This is a genomic window from Paenibacillus sp. FSL R5-0914, from assembly GCF_038004525.1.
Classification (GTDB): Bacteria; Bacillota; Bacilli; order Paenibacillales; family Paenibacillaceae; genus Paenibacillus_AQ.
This window is the reverse complement of the sequence record NZ_JBBORH010000001.1, coordinates 3,042,927-3,061,829: the sequence shown is the minus strand read 5'-3', so window position 1 is coordinate 3,061,829 and position 18,903 is coordinate 3,042,927. Positions and strand designations below refer to the sequence as shown.

At 44.3% G+C, this 18,903-nt stretch carries 22 protein-coding genes; 1 reads left to right on the top strand and 21 read right to left on the bottom strand.

Annotated features, from left to right (window positions below; translation table 11 throughout):
• Nucleotides 1–2: 2 nt before the first annotated feature.
• From dapB to MKX60_RS13535, 3 genes are read right to left on the bottom strand one after another with little or no spacing between them, the layout of a single operon-like run.
• A complete protein-coding gene (gene dapB / locus MKX60_RS13545) occupies nt 3–806 on the bottom strand; it encodes a 4-hydroxy-tetrahydrodipicolinate reductase (RefSeq protein WP_042190132.1) in 804 nt (267 codons plus the stop codon).
• A 33-nt stretch (nt 807–839) separates the two neighbouring features.
• The gene (locus MKX60_RS13540; RefSeq protein WP_341060083.1) at nt 840–1,361 is read right to left on the bottom strand and encodes a tetratricopeptide repeat protein; all 522 of its coding nucleotides are present in this window, start codon (nt 1,359–1,361) and stop codon (nt 840–842) included.
• Nucleotides 1,362–1,420: 59 nt separating this feature from the next.
• Nucleotides 1,421–1,750 carry a nucleotide pyrophosphohydrolase gene (locus MKX60_RS13535; RefSeq protein WP_036676271.1) on the bottom strand — a complete coding sequence of 110 codons (330 nt, stop codon included), beginning with the start codon at nt 1,748–1,750 and terminating at the stop codon, nt 1,421–1,423.
• A gap of 168 nt (nt 1,751–1,918) precedes the next feature.
• On the opposite strand from MKX60_RS13535, the gene MKX60_RS13530 reads away from it, so the two are divergent.
• Nucleotides 1,919–2,788 (top strand): YitT family protein, encoded by an 870-nt coding sequence (locus MKX60_RS13530; protein WP_042190138.1) that lies wholly within the window; start codon nt 1,919–1,921, stop codon nt 2,786–2,788.
• A gap of 140 nt (nt 2,789–2,928) precedes the next feature.
• On the opposite strand, the gene MKX60_RS13525 is transcribed toward MKX60_RS13530, so the two are convergent.
• The 18 genes from MKX60_RS13525 to trpD form a co-directional block, all read right to left on the bottom strand.
• On the bottom strand, nt 2,929–3,828 hold the full coding sequence (locus MKX60_RS13525) for a sporulation protein YpjB (RefSeq protein WP_076284573.1): 900 nt from the start codon (nt 3,826–3,828) through the stop codon (nt 2,929–2,931).
• Nucleotides 3,829–3,983: 155 nt separating this feature from the next.
• Entirely contained in the window at nt 3,984–4,625 is a 642-nt protein-coding gene (locus tag MKX60_RS13520; protein ID WP_341060082.1) for a DUF1405 domain-containing protein, read from the bottom strand.
• A 93-nt stretch (nt 4,626–4,718) separates the two neighbouring features.
• The gene (locus tag MKX60_RS13515) at nt 4,719–5,591 is read right to left on the bottom strand and encodes a menaquinol-cytochrome c reductase cytochrome b/c subunit (protein ID WP_042190142.1); all 873 of its coding nucleotides are present in this window, start codon (nt 5,589–5,591) and stop codon (nt 4,719–4,721) included.
• A 26-nt stretch (nt 5,592–5,617) separates the two neighbouring features.
• Nucleotides 5,618–6,289: a menaquinol-cytochrome c reductase cytochrome b subunit gene (gene qcrB / locus MKX60_RS13510; RefSeq protein WP_042129529.1), complete on the bottom strand. Its 672-nt coding sequence runs from the start codon at nt 6,287–6,289 to the stop codon at nt 5,618–5,620.
• A 6-nt stretch (nt 6,290–6,295) separates the two neighbouring features.
• A complete protein-coding gene (locus tag MKX60_RS13505; protein ID WP_042190144.1) occupies nt 6,296–6,850 on the bottom strand; it encodes a QcrA and Rieske domain-containing protein in 555 nt (184 codons plus the stop codon).
• A 239-nt stretch (nt 6,851–7,089) separates the two neighbouring features.
• Entirely contained in the window at nt 7,090–7,509 is a 420-nt protein-coding gene (locus MKX60_RS13500) for a DUF2487 family protein (protein ID WP_149646826.1), read from the bottom strand.
• Nucleotides 7,510–7,713: 204 nt separating this feature from the next.
• A complete protein-coding gene (locus MKX60_RS13495; protein ID WP_042129535.1) occupies nt 7,714–7,893 on the bottom strand; it encodes an IDEAL domain-containing protein in 180 nt (59 codons plus the stop codon).
• A 245-nt stretch (nt 7,894–8,138) separates the two neighbouring features.
• Nucleotides 8,139–9,221, bottom strand: a complete 1,083-nt coding sequence (locus tag MKX60_RS13490; RefSeq protein ID WP_341060080.1) for a hypothetical protein — start codon at nt 9,219–9,221, stop codon at nt 8,139–8,141.
• A gap of 89 nt (nt 9,222–9,310) precedes the next feature.
• Entirely contained in the window at nt 9,311–9,898 is a 588-nt protein-coding gene (locus MKX60_RS13485; RefSeq protein WP_042190151.1) for a histidine phosphatase family protein, read from the bottom strand.
• Nucleotides 9,899–10,077: 179 nt separating this feature from the next.
• A complete protein-coding gene (locus tag MKX60_RS13480) occupies nt 10,078–10,668 on the bottom strand; it encodes an anti-sigma factor family protein (protein ID WP_042190154.1) in 591 nt (196 codons plus the stop codon).
• Nucleotides 10,669–10,673: 5 nt separating this feature from the next.
• A complete protein-coding gene (locus tag MKX60_RS13475) occupies nt 10,674–11,261 on the bottom strand; it encodes an RNA polymerase sigma factor (RefSeq protein WP_042190156.1) in 588 nt (195 codons plus the stop codon).
• A 762-nt stretch (nt 11,262–12,023) separates the two neighbouring features.
• Nucleotides 12,024–13,118 carry a prephenate dehydrogenase gene (locus MKX60_RS13470; RefSeq protein WP_076284570.1) on the bottom strand — a complete coding sequence of 365 codons (1,095 nt, stop codon included), beginning with the start codon at nt 13,116–13,118 and terminating at the stop codon, nt 12,024–12,026.
• A gap of 47 nt (nt 13,119–13,165) precedes the next feature.
• Nucleotides 13,166–14,263, bottom strand: coding sequence for a histidinol-phosphate transaminase (gene hisC, locus MKX60_RS13465; RefSeq protein ID WP_341060078.1), 1,098 nt, complete (start codon nt 14,261–14,263; stop codon nt 13,166–13,168).
• Nucleotides 14,264–14,322: 59 nt separating this feature from the next.
• Nucleotides 14,323–15,147: a tryptophan synthase subunit alpha gene (trpA, locus tag MKX60_RS13460; protein ID WP_341060076.1), complete on the bottom strand. Its 825-nt coding sequence runs from the start codon at nt 15,145–15,147 to the stop codon at nt 14,323–14,325.
• On the bottom strand, nt 15,144–16,343 hold the full coding sequence (gene trpB / locus MKX60_RS13455) for a tryptophan synthase subunit beta (protein WP_042190170.1): 1,200 nt from the start codon (nt 16,341–16,343) through the stop codon (nt 15,144–15,146). Before trpB ends, trpA begins: the two co-directional genes overlap by 4 nt.
• Entirely contained in the window at nt 16,340–17,017 is a 678-nt protein-coding gene (locus tag MKX60_RS13450) for a phosphoribosylanthranilate isomerase (protein ID WP_076284567.1), read from the bottom strand. The genes trpB and MKX60_RS13450 overlap by 4 nt, the downstream gene beginning before the upstream one ends.
• Nucleotides 17,010–17,840, bottom strand: coding sequence for an indole-3-glycerol phosphate synthase TrpC (gene trpC / locus MKX60_RS13445; protein WP_341060074.1), 831 nt, complete (start codon nt 17,838–17,840; stop codon nt 17,010–17,012). The genes MKX60_RS13450 and trpC overlap by 8 nt, the downstream gene beginning before the upstream one ends.
• Nucleotides 17,830–18,870: an anthranilate phosphoribosyltransferase gene (gene trpD / locus MKX60_RS13440; RefSeq protein WP_341060072.1), complete on the bottom strand. Its 1,041-nt coding sequence runs from the start codon at nt 18,868–18,870 to the stop codon at nt 17,830–17,832. Before trpD ends, trpC begins: the two co-directional genes overlap by 11 nt.
• Between the last annotated feature and the right edge of the window lie 33 nt (nt 18,871–18,903).

Genomic DNA, 18,903 nt, shown 5'->3' with positions numbered 1-18,903 from the left:
GTCTATTCTATAAAGTGCTCAAATCCATAGATCAAGCCAGTGTATCCCATTACCTTTTGAATACCCATCTTAACGCCTGGCATATAGCCTGCTCGCTCATAAGAATCATGCCGGATTTTTAAGGATTGTCCGAACCCACCAAAAATCACTTCTTCTTGGGCAAACACACCAGGAAGACGGACACTATGTATCCGGAATCCATTATAGTAACCCCCACGCGCACCCTCAATCGTTTCTTCTTCTTTAGGGTTTCCTTGACGAAGCTCTTCCCGTACTTCTGAAATCATCTCTGCAGTTTTGACTGCAGTTCCGGATGGAGCATCCAGTTTTTGGTCACCATGATACTCGATAATCTCCAGATGTGGAAAGTATTTTGAAGCTTGAGCCGCAAATCTCATCAACAGAATAGCCCCTATGGAGAAGTTTGGAGCAATAAGTCCACCTATCCCCTGGTCTTGACACTGCTTGTCCAGTTCCACAATTTGCTCCGGTGTGAATCCGGTTGTACCGATAACCGGACGCACTCCATATTTAATGGCTAGCACTGTATTCATATACGCGGATTGTGGTGTAGTGAAATCGACCACAACATCTCCGTTGCTTCCCGCGAGGGCAGCCTCAAGATCTGAAGTTACAATAACTCCTGAGTCTTCGAGACCTACTAGACGGCCTGCATCTATATCCATTGTTGAACGATCTACCGCAGCCGCTAGTTCCAACTCTTCGTCCTGCAGCACAAGTTTAACAACCTCTTTACCCATTCTCCCGCCTGCACCGGATACGATAACTCTGATCTTGTTGCTCATATCTTTTCATCCTCGCTTTCACTAGTTATATAGTTACTGCATATACGATTGTATGGATTTCTGAAGGTCTACCATCAATTCTCGCAAGCCAGAATCATCCGGATGTAAAGAAATCACTTCTTTCAAGGCGGCCATAGCCTGCATATGTTCATTCACCCGACTATGTGCGATGGCAAGCCATACATAAGCATCCCCATATAATGGATCAAGGGTGATGGCCTCTTTAAGTAGCGTAATCGGATGATACGGGTTACGAGTTCTGTTATCTTCATCTTCTATCAACCGCTTAGCTTCCTGTACATGCATCATAGCTTGAAGATGCTGTAGATGTAGACTATACTCAGGTTTGCTGCCATCTAACTTCATAGCCGCCTGAGCATGAACTAAAGCTTTATCTAGCATACCACTGCGGGCATACGTTATGGAACAACGATATCTGACTTCAGCATCAGCCGGACTTGCTGCAATCGCGGCTTCAAAGCATACAATAGCTTCTGCAAAGTCACTACGCAATATAGAGCGATAGGCTTCTCTTACATAATCCCTTTGATCCATATCCTCACCATCCTCACGGCTAAATCCCGTTCGTTTGGTACAGCATATGTTATAGAGGCCTAATCGGTGTCTTTTGGTGTCCAACGACCAGCATCTCGGGTATTAAACTTATGCATGACCTTATTATGTGCTTCAGTCAAATCAATCCCAAGAGAATTTGCAAAACAAACAGTAATAAACAAAATATCTCCCAGTTCAAGCTCTATAGAATTCTCTGCTTCATCAGATTTCTTCGGCTTCTCACCGAATTCATGATTGACTTCCCGCGCCAATTCTCCGACTTCTTCGGACATGCGGGCTAACATAGACAGCGGACTGAAGTATCCTTCTTTAAATTGCGATATATAAGCGTCTACTTCACGCTGAATGTCACCAAGACTTTTATCCATAAAATGTATCTTTGCCCCCTCTGTATATCTTGCCTTCTGTTTGCCCCTATGTTATCGTAAAGACGTTTTGAAGACAAATCTTTTTTGAATATTTTAACACCTGCAAGAAAAGGTATACTTATTATAGGAAAAGAAAAACTGCCTTAACAAGGCCTAACGAGGGATTCCATGAATTCAAACAAGGTAATTTCAATCAGCAAAACAGTTGCCCCTATCATGCTCGGAACCGCAGTATATGCATTCGGACTATTGTATTTCATCATTCCCAGTCAACTAATGGAAGGCGGCGTAACGGGAATCACACTGCTGCTTAATTATGCCTTTGACATTCCAATCTTTTTAACAACACTTCTAATCAATCTCCCATTGTTTCTGCTCGGTTGGAAAGTCCTAGGCGGCCGCCAAATTGTATACACAGGGGTAGGAATCGGATCTTTGTCCCTTTTCTTGTGGATCTTCGAAAGATTGATCTCTGCTGGATGGATTGTTCCTTTCAGTACCGAACATGACTTTATTCTTGCTGCACTATACGCAGGGGTAACCCTTGGAACCGGACTTGGGATTGTGTTCCGTTTTGGTGGCACTACAGGTGGCGTAGACATTGTGGCAAGAATTCTGGGACGGAATTTCGGCTGGAGTATGGGGCAGATTATTCTGGCCATCGACATTTTCATTATCGGCTCTTCCATCTTCTATATTCCCAAAGAAAAAATTCTGTACACACTCGTTGCAGTGTTCATAGCATCCCGTGTCATCGATTTTATCCAGGAAGGCGCTTATGCCGCCAAAGCATTTACAATCATTAGTGATGAGGCACCTCAAATTGCTGATCTAATAACTGCTGAACTAGAACGAGGTGTAACACTCATCCCTGCAATCGGTGCGTATTCTAAGCAAGCCAAACATATGGTGTACTGTGTAGTTTCAAGGCAGGAAATTCGCCGTCTTAGTTTACTGGTCAAATCGATTGATCCGCACGCGTTCGTAATTATTAGCGATGTGCACGACGTACAAGGCGAGGGATTCAGAGAAACATAAAATATCCCCACAAACTGGGGTCTTGCTTCGATACGTACTCAGGTACTTTGCGGGGGCCCCAAATATATAAGTTTTGATTCGTTAAAAAAGGAGCGGGGGACTCTTCCCCGCTCCTTTTACTTATTTATATAACCATTCCACTAAATTGGTTTGAAGTTCTGATTCTCTCCACGGTACTTACGATAACCCGCATAAGCTAATACAGCGATAATAAACCCTGCGGCTAGTCCTCCCCAAATCCCAAATTCTTGTGAGGCCAGGGGTACTGACAAAGCCGGCTCATCCTTCTCTTTTCCGAACATTACCCGCACAGTATCCTGACCATAAGACACAATTTCAAGCAACCGGGCCCGTTCGATTTTTTGTGAGGAAGAAGGAATGCCTGCGGCATATGAGAGCCAAGAATCAAATGCATTTACAACTTCAGGTTTCCGAGAGACGATCACCGCTGGCCGGATATTTTCATACCTGCCCTGTAGCCTCTCTACAGCCGTTTTCCATCCCGTCAGATCATTTGTAGCACCACTTTGTTCCATCGCATTTAAATCCTCGCGAATTAGCTTATAATACTGAAGCCAAATGGGTTGTCCGGGTTGATTAAGACTGTTGGCAGCTAATCGTAACCTGGTAGCTGTAGCCTCCAATTGCTGCTGAGATACTTTTGCACTTGCCACAGCAGCCTTCAGGTCCATAATGACCCCTGACAACGCATTAATGCCCTCTACAGAGGTCATTCCTTCAAAAGAAGAGGACACTATGATCCTAGAGATCTCTTCGGTCTCTTGTCGGACCTTCATCACATCCCCTTCCAAGACATACCCATACAATGCCTCAGCGGCTTGTTCTAGCTGCTGTGCTCCAGTCTTTCCGCTCATCACTGTCAAACCGTTGCCCGAACTAACGTCGGCGCTTTGCTTCGAAACCTTGCCAGAACCTTCACCAGCATTCCCTTGCGCTGCTGAGGCTTTTTCAACATTCATGCTGGTCAATAACCAGCAAAACACTAGAATAACCAACACATAATATCTCCCTCGGAGCATGAGACATCCCCCTCCTACCTAAGAAGAAACGACGTTGTCGTCTTTATTAGACGATATTCGTTTCTCGTAAAATTATAAGGATAAAGTATAGTATAAAACTTATACTTCTTATAATTCTAAATGTATGGCAGGCGGACAAGGGTTAGAACCGCTTACTATAACCTGTTCTTAAACTGATAGATAGAGTCTACGGGTCTTTGTCTACTACTAAACAACCAAGCAACAATTACACTAAACACCGTAAGCGCCATCGTGAAATATTGCACCTGTGTGACATCATCATTCAGTACAGAAGGTAACCATGGGTATATTCCATAGGAATAGTCCAGCATATCGTTAGCAAGGGTCCAGAACAGCGCTAGCGGAATCATTTTGCGGAAAGAAAAGAATCGTGCATAGATCAAAGCTTCTACCGCCATCCCCAAATGAGAGATCACCAGCATCCAGTCTTTCCAAACTAGAATATCTCCTTGATAACCTCCAGCAAAAATCATACTTACTGCCCAAATCCCATACTTCACAGACGTCACAACCGCTAACGCCTCAATAAGCTCCCTTACATTGTTTCCCGTATAGCTTTTTGGAGGAAAGAGCATTAGCAACAGCGCCAAGGTAAAGAACAGGCTCGCGGTTGGACTATCTGGAACAAACGGGAGCAGCCAAAGCGGAAAGTTAGCCGCCGTGAACTCCAATTGATTGCCATACCATATGTAGCCATAAATGGTACCGAGAAGATTCACAATAAATAACAACCAAATGATTCCTCGGTGCTTAAACAGTTTATCAAGAACGGACATACAGATCATTAACCTCCCAAGTAGTGGCAACTTTACATTTAGACATACAAAAACCTGACCGCAGTTTCGATCAGGTTTTGCGTTATTTTTATTTTACTGTTCGCTTTTTTGTTTGGCAAGCCAGTCTGCCAAGGCATCAATGTCTTGATCCGAAAGCCCCGCTCCCAGAGCAATATCATACATCTTCGGCATCTGTCCTTGACCCTCTTTTATAATAGTAAGGATTGCTTCTTTATCATGGGTGTCCCCAACGCCGCGAAGTGAAGGCCCGCCTGCCCCTTTCAAATCCGCCGCATGACAAGAGATGCAAGTAGCTTGCTTAAACAGCCCCATAGCCGGATCATCCTTATCTACAATCGCTACTTCCTTTGCCTTAACTGCACTCGAGGTTGGAAGCCCCTTCGCCCTATTCTCTGCCGCCTTCTCTTCCCGTTGAACATCTTCAGGAATTTGACCAGTTTCAGCCATTTCATGTTTGTATTCCGTCCAAGCGGTATTTGTTAAGTACACAATCGCCGCTAGCGATAAGAACATCAAAGATGAAGCGATCGGTCTACGATAGAAGCGACGTTCTCTGCCCGTGTCAAGAAATGGTGCTAAAAGAAGTGAACCAAAAGCTACACCGGTTACACCTAATGTACCCAGAACGATATAATCACCTGAAGCATAAGGAAGCTTCAAATACTGATAGAGAAACAAGAAATACCAGTCAGGAATTGGGATAACCGTAGCACTCGCATTCGCTGGAAACCCTAGCGGCGCTGGCTCTGAAATAGTAAGCACTAATATTCCTACAAGTACAACGACGCCAACCATCCATTCTTTCAGTAGAAAGTTAGGGATAAAGGCTTCCGATTTACCAGGATAGGCTGAATAGTCTGGAGGTGTGATAAATCCATTGCCTTTACGAACTCTGGTATCACCGACATATACAACCTTTTCCTTAGAATTGTTTCCATGTGCCATCCGTATTCCTCCTCTCTTAGATTAACTTACAACGGTCCAGAAATCCCTTGTCTGCGGATCATAATAAAGTGTCCTACGAGCAGACTAAGAAGCACCGCTGGGAGGAAGAATACATGAAGTGCGAAGAACCGAGTCAACGTTTCTGCACCAACAATCGTACCGCCTTGCATAAGTTCTTTCAATACGGGTCCCATCACTGGAACAGAGTTAGCAATTTCGAGTGTTACTTTAGTCGCGAAGTAAGCTTTATTGTCCCAAGGCAATAAGTAACCCGTTAAACCAAGCCCCAACATTACGAAGAAGATGAGCATTCCAACTACCCAGTTCATCTCACGCGGAGCTTTATAAGAGCCTGTAAAGAAGACGCGCATCGTATGAAGGAACATCATAACAATGACAAGACTGGCACCCCAGTGATGCATTCCGCGAACAATTTGTCCAAAGGCAACACTAGATTGTAAATACTCAACACTTGCATAAGCATTGATAATATCTGGAACATAATACATCGTTAAGAACATACCCGATAAGATCTGAATCACTGTAATAAAAAAGGTCAGTCCGCCAAAACAATACACAAACGCAGAGAAGTGATGGGCCGGGTTAACATGCTCAGGAACCTCGTGGTCGGCCACGTCTCTCCAAATTGGCGTAACATCCAAACGTTCGTCAATCCAGTTATAGACATTTTTAAACATTAGAACCTACGCCTCCTCACTAGCTACTGTATTAGGCACAATATCACCCAAAAGAACCCACCCGTTATCAAATTTCGTTTTATACTGATCAAGCGGTTTTGGAGCTACTTCGAGATTTTTGCCGAGTTTGGTATAACGCGCACCGTGGCAAGGACAGTGATACTCGTCCGGATGTGCCTTATCATTGTTCCATCCAACCGTACATCCTAAATGTTTACAAATGGGTGAAAGCGCATAAATATCACCCTTTGCGTCTTTACGGATCCACGCAGTCAGCGTCGCTGTGCTGTCGTACCATCCGTCTTTCTGTTTCAATTCAAACGTAAACTCTTGGGGCTCTTCGGTGATTTTGCTAATTTCAGCAACCTTTATAAAATCACCTGCGCCCTTCTTATGTAATATTGGGTCCACGACAAAACGGACCATTGGGAGAATTGTACCTGCCCCCATAAAAGCAGTAGCGCCACCTAGCGTGTAGGTCAAAAATTGCCTGCGCGACATCTCTTTACGGCTGGGTGGTTGTTCAGGCCAAATATCCTGTTGATCATTATGGCTGCTCATACTGTTATATAACCCCCTTCTCAAGATATAAGAAAGTATCTAAGGTGTCCGATCAGAGATGCCTTACTATAAATAATCCGTTTTCAAATCTTTTCAATGAAATACATCACATACCATTTCGATTCAACCTAATAATAGCTTAGGCACTAAAACCCGTCAAGAATATTGTCTAATTTGTGACAGGCCAAAAAGTGATTTTCACTTACAATTGTTGATTTTCTGTCACATTTAAAAGAGACTCACCGTCCCCACATCTTTTGAATTTTCATACCAATATCACTATTAATCTTACCTTCCAGAGAGCCCTCAATGATAGGCAGAGAGAGTACTAAATCGCTTTCAAAAATTTCTTGTTCCAGAAGTGCTATATCTGCTGTTAACACCACGGCATACTGGAAACCACTGGATTTGACTTTTCGGCAAACCTCATTAATTAGATCGACATATCCTTCTCCTCCATACTGAATCGCCGGGTAAGTTACAATCCGTCCCTTAAACGGTATTTCCACCAAATCCATAAAATCACGTAATCTTTCTAATGCTTGAACCGTCTCAGGAGGACTCTCGGACCCACTTAATCCTGTAAAAGGTATGAGACATGTATCATAGAACTTTCGATTTTCTTCCCACTGTTCAACTTCAAAATCACTGAATTTCATTAATGTCATCTCCCTATTTGCGATCCTTCTTCGCGTCCACTTTTCACAAATTTGCCCGATGTTATAAATCCCATTATATTGAAAGAGGAAGACAACCGTCTAGATTTAGATTTTCACTCGTCTTCATTCACCTCTAATTGATACAGAAAGTGAGTTGAACAGGTACCTATTTAATAAAAAAAGAAATGCGCTTAGCGCATTTCTTTATGCCAAACTTTTAAGTTCTTCTGTAAGATTTCGAAAAGCCAATTTATCTCCTGTAGCCAGCGCCGTGTCAATCTCACGGTGCAAGATGTCGGAGCGACGCTTTCGCAGCGCTTCATCCCACACCATTTCTGCCGCAAGTCCTAGCATCACTTCGTACGTAGCCTTCATTTTGTCCATTCGATACACCTCCGCTGTTTAAGAGATCCTTATTGCTTTAATATTTTGATATCCATCAAGATGATTTTGTTTTCGGTTTCAAAAGTGACGGCACCTACTAAATCATATTCAACAATCCTGTCTACGTTCTACATATTTACCCATTCTGATCAATACTTCATCTATTGTTCCTATCAACAACCAAAGCGAAGTCCTCATCTACGTATGTAATCCCCATAAGCATTTGCTTGTATGCCTTCATACTACTATAGATGTTTAGGCACGGCTATCTCCATCCCCCACGGCGTCATCATCACAGTGAGACCAGCAGTAGTCTCCCCTAATTTAAGCATCCCAAGGTGCACCATCATCCGAATAATTCGTTGCTCCAGAATAGAGGCAGCATTGTCATAATAGAACGGTTTAATTAACCACCCAATACCATCCACTAATGAAGGTACGCTCACCCAATTCCCAGCACTAATGCTTACCCAATACACAAGTGAAGGCAGGTTTGGTACAGCCCCCTTATATAGTTTTAACCAAAAAGAGAATATCTGCATCAACGAGTCACATTTTCCGTTGGCTAACACTGCCTCTCCTGTCGCCGTAAGCCTTAGCCGAAAACCTTCTTCAGTGATCCAGCGGCGATGACGAACATAATCATACAGGAGCGCTAATCTAGGCGGATAATGCTCACATGCCCTACCATAACCAAATCTCCAGCCGCCTTTGCTAAGAAGATCCTCCGGAATATGAAGTGCATTCATCACTCCTTGCTGATACCGCCTATACATTGCCCCTTCCTGATTAAGCTCTGGCTCATTTTCCTTGATATATCTCAGAAGCATAACCAGATCACTTAATAACAATTCTCCTTCATTTCGATACATGGCTGGTTCAGAGCTAACCGCAACCTTATCCTTGATATGTGCGCTCATCGTCTCACGAAAGCGCTCTTTCAAGTCTTTAGGCACTTGGAACAAGTATCTGGTTTGCTGGGAGGAACCGCTAAAGAGCCAGCCTCCGCTTTTGAAACGAGACACCATTTCTCGGAAGCCTCCGGTCTTTCCTTCTGGAGCATCAAAAGAAGCCTGTCTAGCTACAGCCAACAAATCTTCCAGACTAAAGTAGCTGCGTTCATCAAAAAGTAATGTATTCAGAAACCGTAGATCCTCCGGAGTACATTCCCGGATATGAGACTCCATAAAACTTCTGCTTCCAAGCATAATCAAAATACTCTGGATCAAGTCATGTTTGGAATTCTGCTTGCATTCACACCGGTAGCGTCCCGCTATGGCGGTCAGCTGTCCAATATCTGCATAAGTGAGCATATCCGCCAGATTCATGTTTTATCGCCTCACCGTTTTACTACCATTATGGGAAATACAGCCCTTTTTATTCCCCTTTGCGCAAAAAAAATAACCCGATGCACGGGTTAACGCTGATTTTGCAGGATATGGCGAGTACAATTATAAAGAATAGGGTTCCATTCCCGTTCTTTTTTCTCCAAAATTGTCAGGGATAAATTCCCAATTCGCTCAGAATACTTATCTTTGTAAAATGCAGTATACAGTTGAGCGAGGAACCCTCCATGAGATATAACTAGTATGTTCCGATTGGGATGCTGCGCAGAAATATCCTCCATAAAGGCAAGTGCACGTGCTTGAAGCTGTTCGTCAGTTTCTTGACCAAGTGAAAGCTGACTCCAATCTTTCCCCCACTTCTCTTCACGCTCAGCGGCAGTAAGTCCTTCTACTTGCCCGTAGGCACGTTCCCGGATCCGATCATCAGGATCAAGCAACGGTACATTTAATTTATCAGCGATGATCTTGCCTGTCTCTGCTGCCCGGGAAAGGTTACTTGTAATGCAATAATCCCAGCGATACGGCTCTTGTAATAAGCGGTCAGCAAGCATAGCAGCTTGCATCCGTCCTTCATCATTAAGCGGAATATCACTTTGCCCCTGTATCTTTCCAATTGCGTTCCAGTCCGTCAATCCATGGCGTATCAAGCCGATTAGCATATTACCTCCCCCTTTTCACCCAAGTATTTGTCTCTTAATGTAACATGGATGAAATAAAAAGTCTTCTTTTATGCGTATTAGAATACAAAAAAGCCCCTTATCTTTACATAAAGGGACTCCTACATCATTCTTAACACTATTATATACTGCAATAGTTAAGTCATACATCAATAGACCCTTTATGATCTGCGATATCGATTCAGCCGGGTTAACGAAAACACTGCAAAACCCACGCCAAGCATGGATAACATCATCCAATATTGAGGATGAGTAGGTCCCATATTTACTACAAGCGGTTCAATAATCCCACCTTCAGAGCCTAAAATGGGATAAGTAGAAGTCCATTCCATAGAGCCAGCAACGCCAGTCTCTACAATTCCACTTTGAGCCACAGTGATATCTGCAGGTGTTCTAAACATAGTAAAGTAAAGAACACTAGACAAAAATACCGCCAGGAAGCAAGCGATCCAGAGACTAAGCCTATGACGAACAATGGCAGATGTCCCTGCGGATTTCCCATCCCCTGGCATCAACCAAGGACTCTCTAGATAAATCCGCTCCATAACTTTAACATTTATAACTTCTGCACGCTCTTCACTAATCTCTTCTTTCAAATCATGCATAAGCTGGCTACTCTCTTGCCACAGAGACCATTCAGCAGCGCAGTAAGGACAAGTTTCAATATGTTGTTCGAGCAAAATCCGCCTAGGATGTGTGGGGGGAGCGTCCCACAAGAGCGGAATACATTCTTGCGCTTCCCTGCAATTCATTCGCCTTACACCCTCTCAACCTGCTCTTCAACTTCAGGCTCATTGAAATAGGATTCGAGTTGAAGCTTCACACTACTTCTGGCACGAAACAACAATGATTTCACGGAGCTTACACTCTGATCCAAAATTTCTGCAATTTCTTGATAATCCATCTGATCGTATTCACGCAGGATTAACGCAGAGCGTTGTTTCTCCGGAAGATTATTAATTGCCTCACGAACCAAATTCATCCGTTCTTTACGCAATGCAGCCTGCTCAGGCGCTACTTCAAACGGTGCAACGGGAGTATATCCACTCTCTTCTAGGGATACATTTCCGGCACGATTCTTACGAAGCTCACTTAGCACGGTATTACGAGCAATAGTGTACAACCACGTTGAAAAGGAAGCATCTACCTCTCGAAAGGAATGCAAGCTACGGAATGCCTTGTAGAAAGTCTCCGAACAAAGGTCCTCTGCAATTAGCTCCATTTGTGAGTTTCTAAGCATATGATATACAAATGCCAATATTTTTCGTTGATAACGACGCATTAATTCTGAATATAATTCTGTGTTGCCTTGTTTAATTTCCTGGATCAACTGGGAATCCGTCATGGTGAGATTGGCCCTCCTCGCCCTTGCACGTCTTTTCCCGTCCGGTCCGTACTTATTATACCGGTTTGGGCTTTAAAAGTTGCGCTGGTTTACTACAACTTTTTAGTTTATTACAAGAAGAAACGATATTGTCGACCTTTTATGTAAGACAAACGTTCCTTGTGGGAATTTAAGGGAAAATATATGACGTGCAACTTATCCGTTCTTCAATTTTGAAATACACCTATGTATATTCAAACACCCAATAATTAAGGCATGATGATTGTGATGAATATAAAAAGAAAAATGGCATATTTCTATGAGCATATAAATTTTATAACGAATCTAGAAATATACCAGATCTATTGTATCACAGATTCTCATAGGATGACATTAATAGACTTCAGAGCAGTAATCTCGTCAGCATGACCTGACAACAGATTATAAACGAACATGAAGTTCAACCATAAGACTTTGATCACTGTAATGTGACTTTAATCTCTTTTTAATAAACTGTTGACAAAATGTAAACGTATACATATAATAAAAGTACAGTATGGTTTCTCTCCACTCCTATCCAAATACTACACGGTTCCAATTTATTGTGAACTGTAGCCGCTTACTTTGTAAGCGGTCTTTTTTTGTCCTGTAAGCGCTGTATTAGCCCCACTCATTATTAATACCCTCTTCTGCATCCACTTGAAGCAGTAGCTGTTTTCAACAGTATGCTCTTTCAGATCCTAAAACGAAATAAAAGCCCCTCCATATTGGAAGGGCTACTAACTACACATATACGGTATAATCGTGCTGCTGCAGAAGCACCTTCGCACGTTCCATATCGTTCTCCTGTCGAAAAGATAGGCGCATAATACCCGGCACATCTTCACGACTCTCGATGATTTGTACGTTGCTAAGGTTAATGCCTTGATCCCCCAGCTCAGTAGCGATACGACCGATAATCCCCGGATGATCCGGTACATCAATATGTAGGTCAAATAAAGGTGCGATCATGCCTTTACGCCGTTCAGGCAACTGACTGCGGAAGCCATTCGCTTCTTGGAAAGCCTCTTCAATTCCTACGCCATCTTCACTTTCCAGGAGACGAACAAAAGAAGAAACTTCCTCGTTCCAATCCTTCAATAAACGAAGCATTACGGAACGATTGTTCAGCAAAATGTCTCGCCAAATTATAGGATCGCTGGACGCAATCCGAGTGATATCCCGAAAGCCCCCTGCAGCTAGCGTGCTATATAAGGAGTCGGTATCGTCATAGGCACGAATCTGATTTACCAAAGCAACAGCAATAATATGCGGTAAATGACTAATGGCACCTACAATCTCATCATGGCGTTCTGGATCAAGGCGTACTATCTGTGCTCTTGTGTGGTGTAGTAGAGACTCCAGTGCATGATAAGCCTCATCTGGCACTCCTGGAGGAGGCGTCAACACATAATAGGCATTCTCAAATAGCAGTGATGAAGCTGCCTCAACACCTGAGCGCTCTGATCCTGCCATTGGGTGTCCGCCGATAAAATGTACTCCAGGAATATCTAAGGAGACCGCACATGCGGCAATACTAGCTTTCGTGCTTCCTACATCTGTAATAATGCAGCCGGGTTTTAGAGGCAATTTACTTAATTGCTGCAGATAATCCTCTAACATCCCTACCGGTACACATAAAAAAATGAAATCAGCATCAAGTGCCGCTTCTTCAACAGAAAGCGTGGCTTGATCAACCACACCTCTGCTTATATATTTACTCGCGGATTCAGGACGGTGGGCATGTCCTACGACGGTCAGGCCCTCCTTGCCTTTAAAGCAAAGGGCCAGTGAGCCTCCGATCAGACCGACACCGAATATAGCTATTTTTGTCGTCATGTTCTTTGAACTACCTGCCTTTTTTAGTCTAGTCTTGCTGTTTATTACTAAGCGCGCACACCAGACTCTATAAGCGTTTGTTCCAGCGCAGTTATAAACGCTGTGTTCTGTTCAGCTGAGCCCACAGTAACACGAATATAAGTAGGGTAAACTTGATGACCCGCTCTTACTATGATTCCTTTACGCATCAAAGCATCGAAAACCTCGGTTGCAGGTTTACGAACATCTACCATAATGAAGTTCCCGTGTGCAGGGAAGGATTCAAGGCCCAGACGTTTGAATTCACCTTGTAATTGGACAATACCCGCGCTATTAAGACGACGGCATTCCTCCACGTATTCTTGGTCATTCAAGGCAGCAAGAGCCGCGGCTTGCGCAAGACGAGTGGTATTGAAAGGCTCGCGTACCTTGTTGATCAATGAAATAATCTCAGGACTAGCAACGCCATAACCAATACGCAATGCGGCTAAGCCATAAATTTTGGAGAATGTGCGAAGCACAACCAAATTCGTATAACGATTTAATAATTGGATACCGTTGGAGTAAGATAGATCTGTTACGTACTCACAGTATGCTTCATCAAGAACAACCATTACATTGGAAGGAACAGCATCAAGGAAAGAAACCAAGGCTTCCTCTGGTACAATCGTTCCTGTTGGGTTATTCGGATTACAAATCCAGATAGCCTTCGTACGGTCCGTAATACGGGCCAACATCCCATCCAGATCATGTGTACCATTTACAAGTGGTACCTCGATGGACACAGCGCCTTCGATATCTGCGTTACTCTTATACACAGAGAAGGTCTGGTCAGCCATGATTGTCTCATCACCTGGCAAGAAGAAAGCACGAGCAATAAGAGCAATAATCTCATCAGAACCACAGCCAAAAATAATATTATCGCTGTTCACACCAAGACGGTTGGCAAGTGCTGCCGTCAACTCAACGGCCGATCCGTCTGGATATAGATAAAGATTCTCAAGCTCTGCTAGAATAGCTTCTTTAGCACTCGGGGAAGCTCCATACGGGTTCTCATTGGATGCAAGCTTAATAACCTCACTTAAGCCAAGCTCCTTCTTAACTTCGTCTATAGGTTTCCCTGGTTTGTAGACAGGGAGATTAACTATATTCGGTTTTGGATTCATGAATAGTCCTCGCTCTCCATAGTTGATTACTCCACTATACACAGGTCAAAATGACACTGTTATGGTCTTTTTAATTGTGCCACAAATTCTCGAATTTGCAACAGCCCCTCATTTCGTGTAGCGGGATTATCGAGCAGCGGAATGACCTCTTCTATTTTACGAACAATCGCACTACCTACTACCACGCCATCGCAAATCTGAGCAAAGCGGGCAACCTGTTCGCCAGTTGAGATCCCAAATCCTACAGCCACCGGCAGATCCGTAGCTTGACGCACGGAATCAATAAACGCCTCTACATCAGCATGGAAAGTGGATCGTTCCCCTGTCACACCTAACGAGGATACACAATAGATAAACCCACTCGCACCTGAGACAATCTTCGCAATACGTTCACTTGAGGTCGGTGCAACTAGTGGAATGAGATTAACGCCAACTTCACTACTGCGGCGACGCATCTCCTCTGATTCCTCGACAGGAAGATCTGGAATAATAAGACCACTAATCTCATGAGCATTCAGTTCTGCGAAAAATGTATCCAGCCCCATTTGCAGGATAGGATTGTAATAGGAAAACAAAATAAAGGGCAGGCTGCTTCCGGCTTGACGAGCTTTTAACGCGGTCTCCATACAGGTACGCAGGTGAACCTCCCCCCGCAGAGCTCGTGCAGACGCTCGCTGAATGACAGGGCCATCTGCTAGCGGATCAGAGTAAGGTACTCCCAGCTCCAAAATGTCTGCACCTGCCGCCTCCAGTTCTGCGATGATGGCAAGCGTAGTCTCCAGATCAGGGTCTCCAACCGTCAGAAAAGGAATTAATGCCGTCTGTTCTTCAGCTTTAAGCTTCCGGAATACCAAATCCATCCGGTTTGTAGTTTCGGTTGTCATTCATTTCCCTTCCCTTCTGTGTACGCCATGATCGATTCCACATCTTTGTCTCCCCGGCCTGACAGGCAGATAACAACAATATCATCCTTGGTAAGGGTTGGACCCATCTTCACTACATGGGCTATCGCATGTGCTGACTCCAAAGCTGGAATAATACCTTCCGTTACACATAGCAGCTTCAGTGCATCAAGCGCCTCTGCATCCGTAATCGGAACATATTTTGCGCGTTCGATATCTTTTAAATAGGAGTGTTCAGGACCTACGCCTGGATAATCCAGACCTGCGGAGATGGAATGAGCCTCTGTTACTTGACCATGTTCATCCTGCAGAAGGTAACTCATCGAACCCTGGAATACGCCATGAGTCCCCTTGCTCATCGTCGCCGCATGAAATGGTGTGTCAATTCCCTTGCCTGCTGCCTCAACACCAATCATACCGACACCTTTATCCTCTACGAATGGATAGAACATGCCGATAGCATTACTACCGCCGCCTACTGCAGCAACAAGCACATCCGGCAGTCTTCCTTCAGCCTCCAGAATCTGGCGCCGCGTTTCATCACCAATAACCCGCTGAAAGTTACGAACCATCATCGGATAAGGATGTGGGCCTACGGCAGAACCGAGAATGTAAAAAGTATCTTCCACATTGCTAACCCAGTAGCGAAGCGCTTCGTTGCCGGCATCTTTTAAGGTACGCGATCCGGAAGTAACGGGAATTACCTCAGCACCAAGCAGCTTCATACGGAATACATTGAGTGCCTGGCGACGAGTATCCTCTTCCCCCATAAACACCTTACATTCCATACCAAGTAGGGCTGCAACTGTAGCAGTAGCTACACCATGCTGACCAGCTCCGGTCTCAGCGATCACCTTGGTTTTACCCATCATTTTAGCCAGAATTCCCTGACCAATCGCATTGTTAATCTTATGAGCGCCCGTATGATTCAAATCTTCACGCTTCAAATATATTTTTGCTTCTCCCAGATGTTTACTTAGACGTTCCGCATAATACAGTGGGGTCTCCCGTCCGGAATATTGCTTTAATAGATAATCTATTTCTTCTTGAAAAGCAGGGTCTGCCGAATACTTCTCATAGGCTTCCTCCAGCTCAATCAATGCAGTCATCAAAGTTTCGGGCACGAAGCGCCCTCCGAATGAACCGAAACGTCCATGCTGGTCCGGTACTTGTGTCATGATTGCTTCACCCTTTCCACAAAAGCTGTCATTTTAATAATATCTTTAACGCCTTCACTCTCTACTCCACTAGACACGTCTACTCCGTACGGAGCATAAGTATCTAGCAACTCTCCTACGTTATTAGGATGAAGTCCGCCAGCCACAAATAACGGCAACCCATTTCGTAGCGCGATTTCCTGATAATCAGGCAACCTCTCCCAAGCGAACGTGCGCCCAGACCCGCCGCTCTGCTGAGGATCATAAGTATCTAACAACACAGCATCGACGAAGCCTGCGTATTGTTCCAATGTATATTTGTTATCAGCGTCATCACGCTCTTTATCAGCAACAGACAATGCCTTCCACACCTGAACTTGTGGGAAAGCTTGCCGAACCTTTTGACAAAAGGCTGGACTTTCCTGCCCATGTAGCTGAATGACATCTAGTGACACAACGGAAAGCAGTTCGCTCAGCTCATTCAGCTCTGGATTAACAAAAACCCCTGCAGCTTTAGGTTTTTCACTAGTCTTCCATTGCGGAAGTTCAGCAATCAGTTCGGAAGCACGCTCCAGAGTAACCCTGCGACGACTAGGAGCGAATACAAATCCAATATAATCTAGTGGTAAGTGTAACATAGATTTTAGCACTTCAACGTCCTGAAGTCCACAGATTTTTACCAATGTCTCAGCCATGCCGGACACGGTCCTTTCCATTTGGAAGCATTCCTAGCAATCCATTTACCGCTTCTTCTACATTTGCCTGACGCATTAGATATTCCCCTACGAGGACCCCGTGAGCGCCAGTCGTTCTTAAGTAGTCAATATCACTTGGCCCTGCAATTCCGCTTTCACTGATCACAGGTACCCCTTGAGGTACTAGTGCTGCCAGCTCTGCCGTTGTCTCTAAGGACGTCTCAAAGGTACGCAGATTACGATTATTAATACCCAGCAGAATATTAGGATGTGTTATCTTGTCTGTACTTAATACCACCGCAAGCTCATTCCGATCATGAACTTCGATTAATACATCCATTCCAAGTCCAGTAGCTATTTCTATAAAATGAGACAGTTTATCCGGTGTCAAAATAGCAACGATTAACAACACCGCATCTGCTCCAAGAATACGCGCTTCATAAATTTGTTTCTCATCGATAATGAAATCTTTGCGTAGCAGCGGCAGATTTACAGCTTCCTTCACGTGCTGCAAGTAAGCAGCGCTTCCCTGAAAATAATCCGTATCCGTCAAAACAGATAAACAATCAGCGCCGCCCGCTTCATAACCTTTTGCAATGGAAACAGGATCGAAATCCTCACGAATCAGCCCTTTTGAAGGGGATGCCTTCTTTACCTCCGCAATCAAACCTATATCCCTGTTCTTCCCCTGGGTCAGAGCCTTACGAAAGCCTCTAGTCTGAGGGAGTGCTGCTATATCACGTTCAGCTTGAGCTAGAGAAAAGCTATTACTGAGCGCCTCCACCTCTTTGATCTTTGTAGCGACAATTTTATCAAGATACATAATTAAGCTCCTCCGTCATCACAACAAGCTGTTTCAGCTTGGATAATGCCTTACCCGAATCCACTACTTCTTTAGCTTTCTCGACGCCTCCGGCCATGGTATCTGCCAGACCCGCAACATATATACATGCTCCTGCATTAGCTAACACGATATCTCGGTAGGGATTGATCTCACCTTGGAGCACAGAGGTAATAATTGCTGCGTTCTCTGCTGCGTCTCCACCCAAAACAGCTTCAAGTGGATGTCTGTTAAGACCTAATCCCTCCGGAGTAATTTCATAAGTGCTCACTACACCCTCTTTTAGTTCAGACACTAATGTAGAGGCTGAGATGCTGATCTCGTCCAGACCATCCGAACTGCTTACAACCATTGCGCGCTTGGAACCCAGCTCCTTCAGTACATTAGCCACCGTCTCCGTCTTATTTCGGTCATAAATCCCTAGGAGCTGACGGTCAGCTCCAGCGGGATTCGTAAGAGGACCCAGCATATTGAAGATCGTACGTACACCAAGCTCCTTGCGAGGAGCTGCTGCATGCCGCATCGAAGGATGATAAATTTGTGCGAATAAAAAGCAAATGCCGATACGATCCAGACATTCTCGGGCTTGGTCTGCATTCAGATGAATGTTTACGCCAAGGGCTTCAAGTACATCCGCACTTCCCGCTCTGCCTGAAGCAGAGCGATTTCCATGCTTGGCAACTCTTACAGAAGCCGCTGATGAAATAATTGCTGAGGCGGTTGAAATATTAAATTTATGGATGCCGGAACCGCCCGTACCACAAGTATCTAACAAGCGTGCGCGATCAGTCAGTACGGATGTGCCGAACCCTCTCATAGCTTCTGCAAAACCCGTAATCTCCTCCACGGTTTCTCCTTTAATTCGTAAAGCGGTCAGCAGTGAACCGATTTGCGCTTGTGAAGCATCTCCTAGCATTATAGCACCCATTATATCCCGTGCTTCTGTACGTGTCAGATTCTTGCCTTCGATTAGTCCGGCGATTCCTGATTGAATTAATTTCGTTGCATCCATAATGTTCTTCCTCCCAGCCTTAATGAGTTACTA